Consider the following 17,103-nt stretch of genomic DNA (forward strand, 5'->3'; position numbering starts at 1 on the left):
CTGAATAGCTCCCACAAACGAACTCTGGATCTCAGGGAGCGAATCAATCTGAGTTCGCTCTCTGGCTAGTAAAAATGCCGAGTTTGGCTGATGAAAATATTCAGGCAAAAAAAAGCAGCCGGTTGGCTGCTTTCTCTATTGCGGACTGATCAGTCGAAGTAATAAGCTTCGAGGTCTTTTTCCAGACGCTTCCGCTCTAAGTGTGCCTCAATGGCCCGGCGGGAGATTAATTTCTTAGAAGCGTGCGCCTCTTTGTTAACAACAACATTACCGTTTTCGTCGAATGATACGGTTTCTTCAGAAGTATAATCTTTAGCGGTTTCCATAGTGTTTTTCCCTCTGGGATTCACAAGTCCGGTTGCGATTCTGCTTATTTTTGTTTACAGACAGATTACAGGAACTGACTGATAAGCCAACCGGTTTATTCAGCCACACTCTCTAATTGGGCGTGATTGTCCTAATTCCATCGTTGAGTAGTTTATTACTAAGTGTCGGTTTGAATAGTTCTGTTTCAGGCGGACCTTAATGATCCCCTTCAGATCGCAAAGACCGGATGCTTTGTTTGATCGCATTAAGATGGTTGGCAAAGTCGGGGCCACGACGTTGCGTGACGGCAACCGCCAACATATCAATGACCATGAGATGAGCAATACGGGAAGTCATCGGCGTAAACTGGTCGGTGTCTTCTTCCATATTAATATGAATCGGCAAGTCGGCGGCGTTACTGACCGGAGTATTCTGAGGGGCCAGACTAACGACTACGGCGCCATGTTTCTGCGCCAGTTTAATCGAGTGCATAAGATCCAGAGTGCGGCCGCTTTGCGAAATAGCGACGACAACGTCTTTATCCCCGAGAGTGACGGCTGACATCGACTGCATATGTGGATCACTGTAAGCCGCGGTGGCGACCTGCAAACGGAAAAACTTATGCTGGGCGTCGGTTGCAACGGCTCCTGACGCGCCGAAACCGTAAAACTCCACACGCATCGCGCTGCTCATGGCCTGGGCTGCGTCTGCAACCTGAGCGGGCAGCAGCTGGGATTTGACCTGATACAGCCTCTGGATCGTTGTGTCGGCAATCTTGGTGCAGATATCGTCAATGCTGTCGTCTTCAGCAATCGCGAACTGCCCAAGATTATTGGCCACCGCGGTTTCCTGTGCGATACGTACTTTGAACTCCTGGAAGCCGTTGCATCCGATGGCACGGCAGAAGCGTACGATGGTTGGTTCGCTGACCTGGGCTTCCTGAGCCAGATCGACAATCCGCATATGCATTACTTGCTCTGGTTCGGCGAGAACAAAGTCTGCGACTTTGATTTCTGACTTGCGCAGAGACGACCGGGCGCTGGCGATTTCTTTCAGAATGGGCTGATTTTTCACGTACGTTCCAGAGCTCAGGTGTCAGAGTCTGATTATACGAAATTCACTCTCCTTAGCCATGGGACTTATGACGACGTATAAGCCCACAGCAAGTGTTCAGGGCGCGTGAAACATTCTGGTAGACTTGGTGCCCATGGATATATCGCTTCTTATTGATCAGCTGAATGATGGTCAGCGCAACGCCGTATGCGCTAACTCTCCACATCAGCTTGTACTCGCAGGTGCCGGTTCGGGTAAGACCCGTGTGCTGGTGCACCGTATCGCCTGGTTATTGAAGGTAGAGAACGTCTCGCCTTTCTCTGTTATGGCGGTCACCTTCACCAATAAAGCCGCTCGTGAGATGCGTACCCGCATCGAGCAGGTACTTAATGAGCCATCAAATGGTTTATGGGTAGGTACCTTTCATGGTCTGGCGCACCGCCTGCTGAAACAGCATTGGCGGGAAGCGAAACTGCCTCAGTATTTTCAGATACTCGACAGTGATGATCAGGTGCGTCTGATCAAGCGTCTGATGAAAGAACACAATATCGACGACAGCCGCTATCCGCCGAAGCAGATACAGTGGTACATCAATGGCCAGAAAGACGAAGGTCGTCGTGCTGCGCATGTGATTCCTTCTGCCGATCCGTTTACACGTCAGTTGCACGAGTTCTACTACATCTACGAAGAACACTGTCAGCGCAACGGGCTGGTCGACTTTGGTGAAATCCTTCTGCGAGCCCACGAACTCTGGTTAGAAAACCCGGAGCTGCTGGCGCATTACCAAAGCCGCTTCCGTAATATTCTGGTCGACGAATTCCAGGATACCAACAACATCCAGTACGCATGGATTCGCTTACTGGCGGGCAATACCGTCTCTGTTATGGTCGTCGGCGATGATGACCAGTCGATTTACGGCTGGCGCGGTGCCAATGTCGGTAATATCCGTGCATTTCAGGAAGACTTCCCCGGCGCTGAAATGATCAAGCTCGAGCAGAACTACCGTTCGACGGCAAACATTCTGGCCGCCGCGAATGCGGTGATCTCGAACAACAGCGGCCGCCTCGGTAAAGAGCTGCGTACGGATGATGAAGACGGCGAGCAGATTTCGCTCTATGCCGCATTCAATGAACAGGATGAAGCACGTTACATTGCTGATCTGGTCGATGAATGGGCACGAGCAGGCCGGGCTCGCACGGATATGGCCGTACTGTATCGCTCGAATGCACAGTCGCGCACTCTGGAAGAAGCCTTTCTGCGTTCAGGTATTCCTTACCGTATTTATGGTGGCCAGCGCTTCTATGAACGCCTCGAAATTAAAAATGCCCTCGCTTATCTGCGCCTACTGTTAACCCGTGAAGATGACGGCGCAGTGGAACGTGTGATTAATGTTCCTGCACGCTCTATTGGCGAAAAGACCGTTGAATCATTGCGCGCTATTGCTCGTGATGAAGGCTGCTCTCTCTGGCAGGCTCTGCATAAAGCTCTGGAACATAACAGCCTTCCTAAGCGTGCCTCTGGCGCCGTTCAGGGGTTTATTGATCTGATTGAAGAGCTCGCTGTCGGAGCAGAGGATCTGCCTCTGCACGAGCTGGTCGATAATGTTATCCAGCAGTCTGGCTTGATTGAACATCACAGAAAAGAAAAGGGTGAGAAGGGGCAGGCCAGGATCGACAACCTCGAAGAGCTGGTGACCGCTGCGCGCCAGTTTGAACCCGATTTTATTGACGATGAAGAGGAAGAAGAATCTGCGCTGGCGCGCTTCCTCGACAGTGCTGCACTCGAAGCTGGCGAAGGTCAGGCGGATGAATACGATGATGCGGTTCAGCTGATGACCCTGCACTCGGCCAAGGGTCTTGAGTTTCCACAGGTCGTTCTGGCTGGCGTCGAAGAAGGTCTCTTCCCTCATAAAATGTCCATGGACGAAGCGGAAGGCCTCGAAGAAGAGCGTCGCCTTGCTTATGTCGGCATTACCCGCGCGATGGAAAAGCTCATTATTACCTACGCCGAAAGTCGCCGCCTGCATGGCCAGGAAAACTTCAGCACACCGTCACGTTTTATTCGCGAGATACCTTCTGAGCTGGTGTCTGAAGTCCGCTTGAAAAATAGTGTCAGTCGCCCATTGTCGGCACGAACCTCTAAGCCGTCTTCGTTCGGACAGCCCGACTTTGTTCAGGAGCAATACCCGTACAGCCTTGGGCAGCGGGTCTTTCATGAAATGTTTGGTGAAGGCACGGTGATGCAATTTGAAGGGCAGGGTGCGGGCTTACGGGTTCAGGTGAATTTTGATGATGCTGGCAGTAAGTGGTTAGTAGCCAGTTTTGCAAAACTAGAAGCGTGTTAAAGGCGCACAAAATAACAAAGGCAGGAGATCCCAATGAAACGACTGTTAGTGATGGTGGCGGCAGCACTCGTGCTGAGCGCATGTAATAAGGACTGTGAACCTCAGGCAGGAGCCACGGGCGCCGAGCCAGCAAAAACGTTTAAATGGAAACTGGTGACCTCCTGGCCTAAGAACTTTCCGGGTCTGGGTACAGCACCAGAACGTTTTGCCGAGCAGGTCGAGCAACTGTCGGGTGGCCGTTTAACCATTAAAGTGTATGGCGCTGGTGAACTCGTGCCTGCGTTGCAGGTGTTTGATGCTGTATCGCAGGGCACTGCGGAAATGGGTCATAGTGGCGCTTACTACTGGAAGGGCAAAGCGTCTGCTGCGCAATTTTTCACCTCTGTTCCGTTTGGTTTAACTGCACAGGAAATGAACGGCTGGATTCAATACGGTGGCGGTCAGGCCCTGTGGGAAGAAGTCTATGCGCCGTTTAACCTGCTGCCATTACCGGGCGGTAATACCGGTGTGCAGATGGGCGGCTGGTTTAACAAAGAAATCAACAGCGTTGATGACCTGAAAGGTCTGAAAATGCGGATTCCGGGCTTAGGCGGAGAAGTACTGGCACGTGCTGGTGGTACGCCAGTGACTCTTCCGGGCGGTGAAATCTTCACCTCCCTGCAGACGGGCACCATCGACGCAACCGAGTGGGTTGGCCCTTACAATGACCTGGCCTTTGGGCTTTATAAGGTGGCTGAACACTACTACTACCCGGGCTGGCACGAGCCGGGTTCAATGATGGAATTCACCATCAATAAAGGTGCTTTTGCTGAATTGCCAGCTGACCTCCAGGCCATCGTCCGTATCACCGCCAAAGCGATTAACGAAGACATGCTCGCGGAATACACGACGCGAAATCAGGCGGCATTGATCGAACTGAAAGAAAAGCACGGCGTAGATGTGCGTGAATTCCCGGCGGATGTGCTCGACAAACTTCAGACATTATCTGATGAAGTCGTTGCTGAGGTTGCAGGCGCTGACCCACTTTCTCAGAAAGTATACGACTCCTACAAAGCCTATCGTGATCAGGTGAAGGCTTACCATGCAGTGAGTGAACAGGCGTATATTAACGCCAGGGATTGATCGCTCGTAACTTTGTCATCTCTTTTCAAATAAACCCGGAATAGTCCGGGTTTATTTTTATCGTGCTGGTGAAGAAGTCCGTGCGAATGGTGAGTCCGCAGATGTGATTAATGCTATTAATCAGGAGTTGGGTGAAAAGTCTGAACTGCTGACTAGGAATTTGCTTGAATCCCGAGGATTTACTCAGTTGGATGGTGGTAAGTACAATACCGTCAATGGATTTGATCATGTATTTATTACAGAAATCGACGGCGTTGAGCATGTCATGATTGTTGATACCAAACAGCTTAAGAACGGTTCTGCTGCTCTTGCGAATACGAATAATGGTGTGCAGATGTCCCGTCAGTGGGTCGATAACGTCCTGGAAAATCTCGATTATGACGGAGATATGGCACAGGCCAAGTTGTTACTGAAGAGCAAGATCTATTCTGCTAAAACCAATGGAACTTTACTCAAAGGTGTCGCAGGCTTGGATAAGAAGACTGGTGAATTTTCTGTTGTTAAGCTCGATGAGATTTTTTAATAATGAATTTGTCAAATAACGTTATTGTCAAGATGAATCTAGCAGTACAGGATTTATCAAGATATGTTGACGGATATGCTGATTCAACGATCTCGTATATGGGAGAAAATGGCGGAGCAAGACTGGTACATTTCGGTAATGTGTATCGAGGGTGCTCTCTGCATGCGCTGCTCTTGAAAAAGGATAGCCATCTCGCACGGGTTTATGCTTTTAGACATTGTTACTTGAATACCGCAGCATTCCATTTTCACCCCGAGCAGCGTCCTGGTTATGCCAGTGAGGTATTCTGGGCGCTGCTGAGTGGACATCAGGAAATCCTTCATTGGATCACTCAATATTTTGCCAATGAATTGGTGCTTGTCAGTAAGGGCATCTCGAAGTGTTTTATCCCGGGGACCTATCAACATCTGTACATGGTGTTGCATTACGCACTTCTTAAAGATTGGGAGCGTGTCGCTCAGGAGGCTGAGGCGGCCATTGAGCATGGAAAGTTCGAATATGCGTCTATGGGGATTGATTACGAGTTCTATCTGGCGCTGGCCTCTCAAGACCCAGAGAGAATGGAAAGTGCCTTAAAAGAGCTATGCAAGAATAAGCACCTTAAGAAACGAAATGGTGAACTGACATTTTCAGCCATAAAAGACGTCATCTATGGCTGGGGTTTCATTTATACCAAGCTTGCTCATCTGAATGGTTTTGAGATCGACCCCGAGTGCGACTACGTTCCGATGGAGCTTATCAGGCTTGGGTCACTTCCTGCGGAAGCACACACTCATGACTTTAAGTGCATGGATGACTTTGATATTTGGAAGCCGATTAATCGTGACACAGCCATGTACATCGCTAATGTCGATCAGTTGTCGCCCGCCAAACCCGGCGAGCCACCGCTGACGATTCATCAACAAGCAGAGCGAATTCGCCTATACACGCGTACAGAGAATAACTCTGATGAAGCTAAACATGCCCGCAAGCTCCATGAAGCTCAGTACGCACTGACCAAAAGTATGCTATCGAGCCGGGGGTGGGAATGGGTGACTTTCCCTGAAATCAAAGATGCGCCGGGTTTTGATCTGTTAATGAAATCTGAGGATGACGAAGGGCAGACGATGGCTTTAATAATCGGGCTTAATGAGATCGATGATGGTGGCGTACAGCTTTATTTCAATAAAAAGAAAGCCATGCAGTTTTCGCCGGAATGGTATCAGCCGATTCTTGCTGCGCTTCCTGATGATTGCCAGGCTAAGAAGTTACTGACGTCCGGAGCTTTGATAATTACCGCGGTCGCTGGCCTTGATAAGACGGATCAGGAGTTCAAACTTATCAAAGTTAAGAATGAGTTGAACTTGTAGAGAAGCTAAGCCTGAAATTCGATAGCGATGCGGCTTGGGTTATCCGGCTGATGGCCCTTGTCTTGCGATGATCTTTGATCCTGTGCTAACGTTTGTGTGTACATTTTCGGTTTGTATGTATAGAAGAGAGGCTCAGGATGGACACCCGTATACAGTTCCGAGTTGATGAAGAAACAAAACGTCTGGCCCAGTTAATGGCCGAAAGTCAGGGGCGTACGCTGAGTGATGCTTGCAGGGAGCTCACAGAGCAGCTGGCTGAACAGCAACGCAAGGTAATGACTCACGACCAGTGGCTGACAGAGCAGGTTAATGCTGCCTTCAGTAAGTTAGAAAGTGGCCAGAGTGAGTTTGTCAGCCATGAAGATGCACGTATGGATATGGAAGCCCGGAAAAGTAAAATCCGGAATACAGGCTAAGGGATGATTGCCATCGTTTGGGAAAAAACCTCACTGGACGATCGCGAGCGCATTTTTGAATATCTCTATGCGTTTAATCCATTAGCTGCAGATAAGGCGGATGCGATCATTGAGTCGAAGGTTGAAAATCTGATTCAGCAACCATTGATGGGGGTAGAAAAGGAAGGGTTACCGGGTAGATTATTGATCATCCCAGAGGTATCAATGATTGTTTTGTATTTCCTAAAAGAGAACACCATCCACGTTCTTCGTGTCTTACATCAGAAACAAAAATTCCCCGACCACAATTGATTCATAATGCAGTGCTGCAAACGCAAGCGCCTAGTCAGCATTTTTGGGGGGCTATGTAGGCGCGGAGCTTCTCCCCGCTTGGCGGTTAACGCCAGTTGATCGCGAATAGCCTCCGGCTGATTCGCTCCCACAGATACTTATTAGCTGATTTACTCCCACAGATAACTTAAGGCTGATTTGCTCCCTCAGAGACTTATTAGCTGACTTGCTCCAAGAGGAGCACTCTTACCGCGGTACTCTTATCTGGGTACTTCTCTGATTCGTCCCGTCCCATCAATTGCCACGTACACAAACACTGCATCCACAACCTTGCGCTCGGCGGATTCTGTCGGGTTGCGGGTCCAGGCTTCAACGGCGATGCGGATGGATGAGGTGCCAATCTCTAACAGGCGGGTGTAGATGCATACTTCGGCGCCAAGACGGATTGGCGACATAAACACAACGGATTCCATCGCGACGTTGGCGATGCGCCCCTGGGCGATCCGGCTGGCGTCTGACTCTGCGGCATGGTCCATCTGAGCAACGACCCAGCCACCGCTGATATCGCCGTGGATATTGCAGTCGGCACGGGTTGGCAGCAGCTTTAAGGTGAGGCTGCCTTCAGGTGACGGTTGGTTGTCTTCGGTCTTTTCCATGAGGACACCGGCTTTTATTATTCTGTTGGTTGCAAATTGTACCGCATGGCGTGCCAATGTATAGGGTGCGGGGCCTCTTTCGTCTAACCGTATATCTGATCGGGTAACCATGTTGCCAGTTCAGGGAACACGGCCAGTAATCCCAGAACCGCCACCTGAATAACAATAAACGGAATAACGCCTTTGTAGAGCGTCCGGGTGGGCAGCTCGGGCGGCGCGACGCCGCGTAAATAGAAGAGCGCGAAACCAAACGGTGGCGTGAGGAATGACGTCTGCAGGTTGATGGCGATCATGATGCCGAGCCACACCGGGTCGATGCCCATCGCCACTAGTACTGGAGCGACAATCGGTACGACCACGAAGGTGATTTCGATAAAGTCGAGAATAAAGCCCAGCAGAAAGATCACCAGCATTACCAGCAACATGGCAGAGAAAACACCGCCGGGCAGGTCATTGAATACTTCATGAACCAGCTCTTCGCCGCCAAAGCCTCGGAACACTAGCGAGAATAGAGCAGCGCCAATAAAGATCAGGAAGATCATGCTGGTGACCTGCAGGGTCGCATCCATCACTTCGCGCAGACGTTGTAGATTGAACTGGCCGTACGCAATGGCGAGTAGCAATGAGCCGAATGCACCAATACCCGCAGCTTCGGTAGGCGTGGCTTTACCGGTAAGAATCGAGCCGAGAACGGCGACAATCAGCAGCAGTGGAGGAAGGAGGCCTTTGAGTAACTCGAATATAAAGCCTGGTGACAGAGGCTCACGATCCTGAACCGCTGGAGCAGCTTCGGGTTTAAATATGGCCACAATGCTGGTGTAAATAAAATAGCCGAGTACCAGTATTAATCCGGGGATAAGAGCACCCACAAACAGGTCGGCAACGGAGACAGTTTCTGGCGAAAATATGCCCATCTTGAGCTGCGCCTGCTGATAGGCACTGGATAACACATCGCCGAGAATAATGAGCGCAGTCGATGGTGGAATGATCTGACCGAGTGTCCCTGTGGCACATATAGTGCCGCTCGCCAGTGATGGGCTATAACCATTGCGCAGCATCGCGGGTAATGAGATCAGCCCCATGGTGACCACGGTTGCGCCGACGATACCTGTGCTGGCCGCCAGCAGCATGCCGACAATGATCACGGAGAAACCCAGACCACCCCGTACCGGGCCAAATAACAGGCCTAAATTGCGGAGCAACTGCTCCGCGATCTTCGACTTCTCCAGCATTACCCCCATAAAAACGAATAGGGGCACAGCGACGAGTATCTGGTTAGACAGAATACCGAACATGCGGTTCGGCATGGCATTAAGAAAGGCCGGGTCAAAGGTGCCGGTTAATAAACCAATACCCGCGAAGAGCAGTGAAGTCCCTGCCAGCGTGAAGGCCACCGGGAAACCACACATAAGGACCAGACAGACAACGGCAAACAGCACAAGAGGCATAAACTCAGCCATGGTGATTTGCCTCGCTGCTGTCGTTGGTATTTATGTCGGAATCAGTGTTCAGCCCAGTAAAAGTGCGCAGTAGTTCAGCGATGGCTTGCAGAATCAGGGTGACAGGTAAGACCACAATTAAGGTTTTCAGAAGATATATAAAAGGCAGGCCTGCGGCCTCCTGAGAGCGTTCGCGGATCGCCCAGGCATTGCCGACGTATTCCCAACTCGCCCAAAGTAGAAACAGACTGGTCGGCAATACCAGAAGAAGAATGCCAAGTCGTTCAACCCATCGACGGCGCTCTTCTGTCCAGCCCCGGTAAAATACGTCAACGCGTACATGTCCGCCTTGTTGCCAGGTGTAGGCGGCGCCCAGCATGAACAAAGATGCGTGCAGGTACATCACGCCTTCCTGCAGGGCAATGGATGGCATATCAAACAGGTAGCGCAGAACAACAACAGAACAGGTAGCCAGCACCATAAAGAGTGACAACCAGCGGGTTACCCGGCCGGTGGCCGATGTAAAACGATCAATCAGGCGTATTAACTGTGACATCCCTTATGACATCCCTTGTGATATCGCTGTGGAGCAGGGTAATGGAACCCGGATAGTAGACGGGGCGGGAGTATATCAGGGTCGGCGGCCCCTCAGTAGCGAGAACTCAGTAGCGAGAACTCTGTGGGGGCTGGGCGCAGCAGTGTCGAGGTCGGGTGTAATATAACTGTCATGTGGGTGTAACAAATTGCCGCTTTGTCACATTTCTGTAATATACCATCCTGATAATGGCCAGCATCCGAAATCAAGTGACTCAGGCATACAACATGCCACACAACATGAAGGACACTCTCATGAAAAAAGTACTTCTGACTGGTGCCGCTCTGCTGGCAACCATGACTGGCTCAAACGCTTACGCTGAGCGTGATTACATCAGCATCGTAGGCTCTTCTACTGTTTACCCGTTCTCTACTGTTGTTGCTGAGCGCTTCGGTAAGTCGTCAAGCTTCCCTACACCAAAAGTTGAGTCTACCGGTTCAGGCGGTGGTATGAAGCTGTTCTGTCAGGGCGTTGGCGCGAACACGCCTGACATCACTAACGCTTCTCGTGCGATCAAGCAGTCTGAAATCGATCTGTGTGCAGAAAACGGCGTTAAAGACATCGTTGAAGTGATGGTCGGTTACGACGGTATTGTACTGGCCGGCAGCAACGAAGCACCACAGTACGAACTGACTCGTAAAGACATCTTCCTGGCTCTGGCGAAAGTCGTTCCAGCGCAAGACGGTTCTGAAACTCTGATCGACAACCCATACAAGACCTGGAAAGACGTTAACCCAACACTTCCAGCGAAGAAAATTGAAGTGCTTGGCCCGCCACCAACGTCTGGTACCCGCGACGCGTTCGTTGAGCTCGCTATGGAAGGCGGTTGTAAGAAATTCCCGTTCATCAAAGAGATGAAGAAAACAGATAAGAGCAAGTACAAAGCTCTGTGTCACGGTATCCGTGAGGACGGTGCGTACGTTGAAGCAGGCGAAAACGACAACCTGATCGTTCAGAAGCTGGTTGCTAACCCAGACGCACTTGGCATCTTCGGTTACAGCTTCCTTGAGCAGAACGCTGACACAGTTCACGGTTCTATCGTTGAAGGTCAGGCGCCAGAGTTTGACGCAATCTCTGACGGTTCTTACCCAGTAAGCCGTTCACTGTACTTCTATGTTAAGAAAGCACACGTTGGCGTGATTCCTGGCATTGAAGAGTACCTGGCTGAGTTCGTATCTGACAAAGCGATGGGCGAATACGGTTACCTCGCAGACAAGGGCATGATCCCTATGACTGAAGAGGAATATAAAAAAGTGGTTGATACTGTCGAGAATCTGAAGACAATCTCCGCTAAATAAGACAGACAGCTGTCTGTTGAAAGCCGGGCGTGCAGAGTGCACTCCCGGTTTTTGTGCATTCAAAACACTTACTGACAGAAGTAACCCATGAACTACAGTACCTTGCTAATCGCGTTGTTGATCGCGCTGGGGGCAGCATACTTTCTCGGACGTAATCGCGCCCGGTCACTTGCCGGTCAGGGAGAGAGTATGCACTCACTTCCAACCCATTACGGCGCTCTGACTGCGCTCTGGACTACTCTGCCGCCTCTGCTCATTCTGATCATGTGGGTAATGCTGGAACCTCGCATCGTTGATGCGCTGCTGACAATGCAACTTCCTGAAGCCATCCGTACGGCCAGTGAAGCAGAAGTACGTCTGGCACTTTCCAAGGTTCATAACATCGCCAGTGATCCTGCAATGATGGGGCAGAGTGATTTAGGTTCTGTCGCGGCACACCTGGTCGACCTTGAACAGCGAGCTGCGGTTCTCAAGGGTGGTGTGATTCTGTCATTGATCCTGCTGGGCGTGGCTGTGACCTGGAGACGTATTCAGCCAGATCTTCGCGCCCGAGGTGAAGTTGAACGCATCGTTCGCGTGATGCTGTTTGCCAGCTCGGCGATCGCTGTACTGACCACGCTGGGTATTCTCGTCAGTGTTCTGTTTGAGGCTGTTCTGTTTTTCCAGAAGGTATCGCCGATTGAGTTTCTGTTCGGAACGACCTGGTCACCTCAGGTGGCACTGCGTGCAGACCAGTCTGGTTCTTCGGGCAGCTTCGGTGCGGTACCTCTGTTTGCTGGTACTCTTCTGATCTCTGCCATCGCCATGTTTATTGCGGTGCCAGTCGGTTTAATGGCGGCCATTTACCTCTCTGAGTACGCAACTTCACGCGTACGTCAGCTAGCCAAGCCGGCGCTCGAAGTTCTGGCGGGTATCCCGACCGTTGTCTATGGCTTCTTTGCTGCTCTGACTGTCGCGCCGTTTATTCGTGGAGTCGGTGAGTCGGTGGGGCTGGATGTCTCGTCCGAGAGTGCTCTGGCGGCTGGTCTGGTCATGGGCATTATGATCATTCCTTTCGTGTCATCGCTGTCAGATGACGTGATCAACGCCGTACCTCAGTCACTGCGTGACGGTAGCTATGGCCTCGGTGCGACCCGCAGCGAAACAGTACGTCAGGTCGTTATACCGGCTGCTCTGCCAGGTATTGTCGGTGCTGTGATGCTGGCCGTTTCGCGTGCGATTGGTGAAACCATGATTGTTGCGATGGCCGCGGGCCTGGCGGCAAACCTGACTGCGAATCCGCTCGACAGTGTCACCACCGTGACGGTGCAGATCGTGACCCTGCTGGTCGGTGACCAGGAGTTTGATTCGCCGAAAACACTTGCTGCCTTCGCGCTGGGCCTCGTGCTCTTTATTGTGACGTTGGTGCTGAACTTTGTAGCTATTAAGATCGTACAGAAGTACCGGGAACAATATGACTGATTCAACCATGACAACGCGTCAGAAAGTCGAAGCCAGTATGCGTCGCCGCCGTGCGGCTGAAACTCGCTTCCGCCTGTACGGCATGGCCTCTGTATTATTTGGTCTGCTGTGTCTGGTAGTCCTGTTTGGCGATATTTTTTCAAAAGGCACATCGGCCTTCTCGCAGACAGTACTGACTACCACTATCGAGATCGATGGGGATTACCTGGATATCACCCCGGATTCATCCGAGAGTGACATCATGAGTGCGAACTACGACGGCCTGATTAAGCGTCATTTTAAAAATGACGTTCAGCCAAAAGGTCGTTCAGAAGCACGTAGCCTGTTCAGCCTGATTTCTTCTGGTGCCGGCTGGCAGATTCAGAGTCAGGTTCTTGAAGACCCTTCCATTATCGGCAAAACCGTGACTGTGGACCTGCTGGTCGATGACGATGTCGACCAATGGTTTAAGCACGAGTACGGTAATGACAGCGGTAGCGTCCGCCTGAGTGAAAAACAGCTCGAGTGGATTACCGGCTGGATCGAAAGTGATGCGCTTAAAACTCAGTTTAATACCACGTTCTTCGTGAACGGGGATTCCCGTGAGCCTGAGCTGGCGGGTATTCGTGGTGCAATTACCGGTACCCTGCTGACTCTGCTCGTGACCTTCCTGCTGTCTTTTCCGATCGGTGTGGCCGCAGCGATTTATCTGGAAGAGTTCGCCCCTAAAAATCGCCTGACAGAGATTGTTGAAATCAACATTAATAACCTCGCGGCGGTGCCATCGATCACCTTCGGCCTGCTAGGCCTGGCCATCTTTATTAATATCTTTGGTGTGTCACGTTCAACGCCGTTGGTAGGTGGTCTCGTTCTGACACTGATGACACTGCCGACGATTATTATTTCTGGTCGTGCAGCCATTAAAGCGGTACCTCCTTCTATTCGTGAAGCGGCGCTTGGTCTGGGGGCATCCAAGATGCAGACCGTGTTCCATCATGTACTGCCGCTGGCCATGCCGGGCATGCTGACCGGTACCATTATCGGTATGGCGCAAGCACTGGGTGAAACGGCGCCTCTGCTGATGATCGGTATGATTGCCTTTGTCGTGGATGTTCCTGGCTTCATCAATGACCCATCCACCGTATTGCCAGTGCAGATTTTCCTGTGGTCAGACAGTCCTGAGCGCGCTTTCACAGAACGTACATCGGGCGCCATTATGGTTCTGCTGGGCTTCCTGATCATTATGAACACTGCCGCCGTTATGCTTCGTCGTCGTCTTGAGCGTCGCTGGTAACAGGCCTGAAACAGAAATTATCGGATAACGTTATGAGTATTATTGAAAATCACGAAACGGTCGGCTCTCCTCTCAGCGAAGGTGCGAAACTTCGCGCTCGCGACGTCTGTGTGTTTTACGGTGAGAAGCAGGCCATTTACAACGTCAGTCTGGATATTCGCCAGAATGAAGTGATCGCCTTAATCGGCCCTTCAGGTTGTGGTAAATCAACCTTTCTGCGCTGCCTCAACCGCATGAATGACACCATCGACATCTGTAATGTCACGGGTGAAATCCTGCTGGATGGCGATAACATCTACGATCCACGCGTCGATGTGGTGCCACTCCGCGCGACGGTAGGCATGGTTTTCCAGAAGCCTAACCCTTTCCCTAAGTCGATTTACGACAACATCGCTTATGGCCCGCGTATTCATGGTCTCGCATCGTCACGTGTTGAACTGGACGAAATCGTTGAAAAAAGTCTGCAGCGTGCGGGCCTCTGGAATGAAGTGAAAGATCGTCTGCATGCACCGGGCACCGGTCTTTCTGGCGGTCAGCAGCAGCGTCTTTGCATTGCGCGTACCATTGCGGTTGATCCTGAAGTGATTCTGATGGATGAGCCGTGTTCTGCACTGGACCCGATTGCAACTGCTAAAATTGAAGAACTGATCGACGAGCTGCGTGAGAACTATACGATCGCGATCGTTACTCACTCGATGCAGCAGGCTGCCCGTGTGTCACAGCGCACTGCGTACTTCCACCTGGGCCAGTTGATCGAAGTGAATGCAACAGATAAGGTATTTACAACGCCTGAGCATCAGTTGACTGAAGCCTATATCACCGGCCGCTTTGGCTAAGGAGCAGTACGATGGAAATGAATTTTAACCAGCATATTTCTGGTCAGTTTAATGCCGATCTGGAAGCGATCCGTAACCACATGATGAGCATGGGCGGACTGGTCGAGCGCCAGGTAAACCATGCGGTTCAGGCGATCTGTTCAGGTGATACTCAATTAGCCGATGATGTTATCCGCCGTGAAGATGACGTTGATAAAGCAGAAGTCGCAATTGATAACGAGTGCACTCAGATTCTGGTTCGTCGTCAACCAGCCGCGTCAGACCTGCGTATGGTTCTGGCTGTGTCACGTGTGGTTCGCGACCTTGAGCGTATCGGTGATGAGGCAAGTAAAATTGCAATTCACACGCTGGAAGTAAAAGACTCGAAGAACCCACAATTCTGCCAGCAAGCCATCCGTTACATGGGTGAAGAAGTGGTGAAAATGATTTCTGGCGCTCTGGATGCCTTCGCCCGTCACGACGTTGAAGGTGCGATTGAGGTGGTGCGTACCGATAAGCTGGTCGACAAGCAATACGCTTCTGCGTTGCGTGAGCTGATCACCTACATGATGGAAGACCCACGCTCTATTGGCCAGGCGATCAATATCCTCTGGATTCTTCGTGCTATTGAGCGTATCGGTGACCATGCACGCAACATCTCTGAACAGGTTATCTACCTTGTGAGTGGCACAGACGTTCGTCACAGCTCTCTCACAGAAATGGAAGAAACCGCTCAGAAAGAAGATTGATCTGATCCCCCGCTTTTTGCGCCTCAACCTCCCCTGAGGCGCGAACTTTCCCTTTGCTTTCCTGAAACTGGCCTATACTAAGCAGCGCAATATCTTGTTTGCTCCTGCATGGCTTTCTCTAAATATGACAGTTTGATTTCACAAATATGACTGATTTGTCATATTGCTGTAATAAAAGTGCCATAGAGTAGACATCATCCTGTAACACAGTGCGTTGCAGTAACTATTAAGCAAGACCATCTTGCACATAACTAACTCTGGATGAGAAGCATGAAAAAAACAGCACTCTTTATCGCTATCGCTTGCGCGGCAGGTTTTGCTCAGGCAGATGAAAAAGATGATCTGATTATAAAAGTCGGCGGCGGCCTGATGGCTCAGGAAAAAGAAATTAAATTCCAGACGGGAGGACGCTTGCAGTGGGACTACAATCTGGCGAAAAAGAATGGTGAAACAGACGAGTCTGACATCCATGTTCGTCGTGCTCGTATATACGTGAAAAGTACAGTGGGTGACTGGAGTCTCAAGTCGCAGTTCAATATTGATCAGGCGTCAGAAACCGATGACGGTGCACGGGAAGATTCCGGTGGTACTGTGGAAGACCTATACATCACTTACGAAGGTTTTGGTAAGCCAGCTAAGATTTCTGTCGGTCATCAACGGGTTGAGTTCAGCCTGGAAGACTACACCTCTTCCAATGATAATACTTTCCTTGAGCGTAGCGCCGTGACCGAGGAATACTCTGTTGGTCGTCTTGCTGGCATCCAGGTGAAAGGCGATATTGATGGTCTGCATTATGGCGTAGGCTTGTTTGAAGATGGTGAAGATAAAACGGAAGCCAGCGAAATGTTTCTGGCCGCTCGTGTGGCTTACGCTGCCGATATTGATGGCGGACTGGTCCACGTTGGCCTTGGTAGTCACAACCAGGGTGAAGACACCTTAACTGCGGGCTTGGAACTTGCTGGCGTTTTTGGTCCACTACATGCGCAAGCTGAATATATGCAGCGTAGTATCGATGATGCAGACGATCTTGCGGGCTCCTACGTTCAGGTCGGTTACGTATTGACCGGCGAGACCCGTCCATACAAAGCTGGTAAGTTTAAGCGTATCAAGCCTGCCAGTAGCAAGGGCGCCTACGAGGTTGTGGTCCGTGCTACTCAGGGGGATGGTAACTACTCAGATACTGAGCTTGGGGCTACCGAGGCCTCTGAAATCGGTATTGGTCTGAATTACTATGCAAACAACAACGTTCGTCTGGGGATGTCGTACTCTGTGGCTGAAGGTGATGCTACCTCTGATGAAGGGCAGGAATTCCGTGCGCGTGCTCAGTTCGTATTCTGATTCTGTTTAACTAATCTCGTAAGACGTGAGGGCGCCTCCGGTTGTTTCGGTGGCGCCTTTTTTCTTTTATGATAATTGCTAAATAAGGGCGCCAGG

At 50.8% G+C, this 17,103-nt stretch carries 17 protein-coding genes; 12 read left to right on the top strand and 5 right to left on the bottom strand.

The window, feature by feature from the left end; all coding sequences use genetic code 11:
- Positions 1 to 149: 149 nt before the first annotated feature.
- Positions 150 to 326 (bottom strand): PA3496 family putative envelope integrity protein, encoded by a 177-nt coding sequence (locus tag AC5E51_RS07805; RefSeq protein WP_175607853.1) that lies wholly within the window; start codon positions 324 to 326, stop codon positions 150 to 152.
- Positions 327 to 522: 196 nt separating this feature from the next.
- Entirely contained in the window at positions 523 to 1,380 is an 858-nt protein-coding gene (locus tag AC5E51_RS07810) for an SIS domain-containing protein (protein WP_491778394.1), read from the bottom strand.
- A 133-nt stretch (positions 1,381 to 1,513) separates the two neighbouring features.
- Between AC5E51_RS07810 and uvrD the strand changes: the two genes are divergently transcribed.
- The 6 genes from uvrD (at position 1,514) to AC5E51_RS07840 (ending at position 7,404) form a co-directional block, all read left to right on the top strand.
- Positions 1,514 to 3,703, top strand: a complete 2,190-nt coding sequence (uvrD, locus tag AC5E51_RS07815) for a DNA helicase II (RefSeq protein ID WP_491778395.1) — start codon at positions 1,514 to 1,516, stop codon at positions 3,701 to 3,703.
- Between the two features lie 33 nt (positions 3,704 to 3,736).
- The gene (locus AC5E51_RS07820) at positions 3,737 to 4,825 is read left to right on the top strand and encodes a TRAP transporter substrate-binding protein (protein ID WP_491778396.1); all 1,089 of its coding nucleotides are present in this window, start codon (positions 3,737 to 3,739) and stop codon (positions 4,823 to 4,825) included.
- A 103-nt stretch (positions 4,826 to 4,928) separates the two neighbouring features.
- Positions 4,929 to 5,348 (top strand): hypothetical protein, encoded by a 420-nt coding sequence (locus AC5E51_RS07825; protein ID WP_491778397.1) that lies wholly within the window; start codon positions 4,929 to 4,931, stop codon positions 5,346 to 5,348.
- A gap of 2 nt (positions 5,349 to 5,350) precedes the next feature.
- A complete protein-coding gene (locus AC5E51_RS07830) occupies positions 5,351 to 6,697 on the top strand; it encodes a hypothetical protein (RefSeq protein ID WP_491778398.1) in 1,347 nt (448 codons plus the stop codon).
- Positions 6,698 to 6,834: 137 nt separating this feature from the next.
- On the top strand, positions 6,835 to 7,113 hold the full coding sequence (locus tag AC5E51_RS07835) for a type II toxin-antitoxin system TacA family antitoxin (protein ID WP_491778399.1): 279 nt from the start codon (positions 6,835 to 6,837) through the stop codon (positions 7,111 to 7,113).
- Between the two features lie 3 nt (positions 7,114 to 7,116).
- Positions 7,117 to 7,404 carry a type II toxin-antitoxin system RelE/ParE family toxin gene (locus AC5E51_RS07840; protein WP_068434686.1) on the top strand — a complete coding sequence of 96 codons (288 nt, stop codon included), beginning with the start codon at positions 7,117 to 7,119 and terminating at the stop codon, positions 7,402 to 7,404.
- Positions 7,405 to 7,643: 239 nt separating this feature from the next.
- Here AC5E51_RS07840 and AC5E51_RS07845 read toward each other — a convergent pair whose 3' ends face one another.
- From AC5E51_RS07845 to AC5E51_RS07855, 3 genes are all read right to left on the bottom strand, one after another.
- Positions 7,644 to 8,039: an acyl-CoA thioesterase gene (locus AC5E51_RS07845; RefSeq protein ID WP_076514218.1), complete on the bottom strand. Its 396-nt coding sequence runs from the start codon at positions 8,037 to 8,039 to the stop codon at positions 7,644 to 7,646.
- A gap of 83 nt (positions 8,040 to 8,122) precedes the next feature.
- Positions 8,123 to 9,499, bottom strand: a complete 1,377-nt coding sequence (locus tag AC5E51_RS07850; protein WP_491778400.1) for a TRAP transporter large permease — start codon at positions 9,497 to 9,499, stop codon at positions 8,123 to 8,125.
- A complete protein-coding gene (locus tag AC5E51_RS07855; protein ID WP_068434681.1) occupies positions 9,492 to 10,034 on the bottom strand; it encodes a TRAP transporter small permease subunit in 543 nt (180 codons plus the stop codon). Before AC5E51_RS07855 ends, AC5E51_RS07850 begins: the two co-directional genes overlap by 8 nt.
- A 293-nt stretch (positions 10,035 to 10,327) precedes the next feature.
- On the opposite strand from AC5E51_RS07855, the gene AC5E51_RS07860 reads away from it, so the two are divergent.
- The 6 genes from AC5E51_RS07860 (at position 10,328) to AC5E51_RS07885 (ending at position 17,007) form a co-directional block, all read left to right on the top strand.
- Positions 10,328 to 11,371 (top strand): PstS family phosphate ABC transporter substrate-binding protein, encoded by a 1,044-nt coding sequence (locus AC5E51_RS07860; RefSeq protein WP_491778401.1) that lies wholly within the window; start codon positions 10,328 to 10,330, stop codon positions 11,369 to 11,371.
- Positions 11,372 to 11,458: 87 nt separating this feature from the next.
- Positions 11,459 to 12,832, top strand: coding sequence for a phosphate ABC transporter permease subunit PstC (gene pstC, locus AC5E51_RS07865; protein ID WP_491778402.1), 1,374 nt, complete (start codon positions 11,459 to 11,461; stop codon positions 12,830 to 12,832).
- The gene (gene pstA / locus AC5E51_RS07870) at positions 12,825 to 14,105 is read left to right on the top strand and encodes a phosphate ABC transporter permease PstA (protein ID WP_068434677.1); all 1,281 of its coding nucleotides are present in this window, start codon (positions 12,825 to 12,827) and stop codon (positions 14,103 to 14,105) included. Before pstC ends, pstA begins: the two co-directional genes overlap by 8 nt.
- A gap of 32 nt (positions 14,106 to 14,137) precedes the next feature.
- Entirely contained in the window at positions 14,138 to 14,941 is an 804-nt protein-coding gene (gene pstB, locus AC5E51_RS07875) for a phosphate ABC transporter ATP-binding protein PstB (RefSeq protein WP_301181234.1), read from the top strand.
- 11 nt (positions 14,942 to 14,952) lie between these two features.
- The gene (gene phoU / locus AC5E51_RS07880; RefSeq protein WP_068434673.1) at positions 14,953 to 15,669 is read left to right on the top strand and encodes a phosphate signaling complex protein PhoU; all 717 of its coding nucleotides are present in this window, start codon (positions 14,953 to 14,955) and stop codon (positions 15,667 to 15,669) included.
- Positions 15,670 to 15,939: 270 nt separating this feature from the next.
- On the top strand, positions 15,940 to 17,007 hold the full coding sequence (locus AC5E51_RS07885) for an OprO/OprP family phosphate-selective porin (protein WP_491778403.1): 1,068 nt from the start codon (positions 15,940 to 15,942) through the stop codon (positions 17,005 to 17,007).
- Positions 17,008 to 17,103 lie beyond the last annotated feature (96 nt).

The organism is Thalassolituus sp., assembly GCF_984348125.1.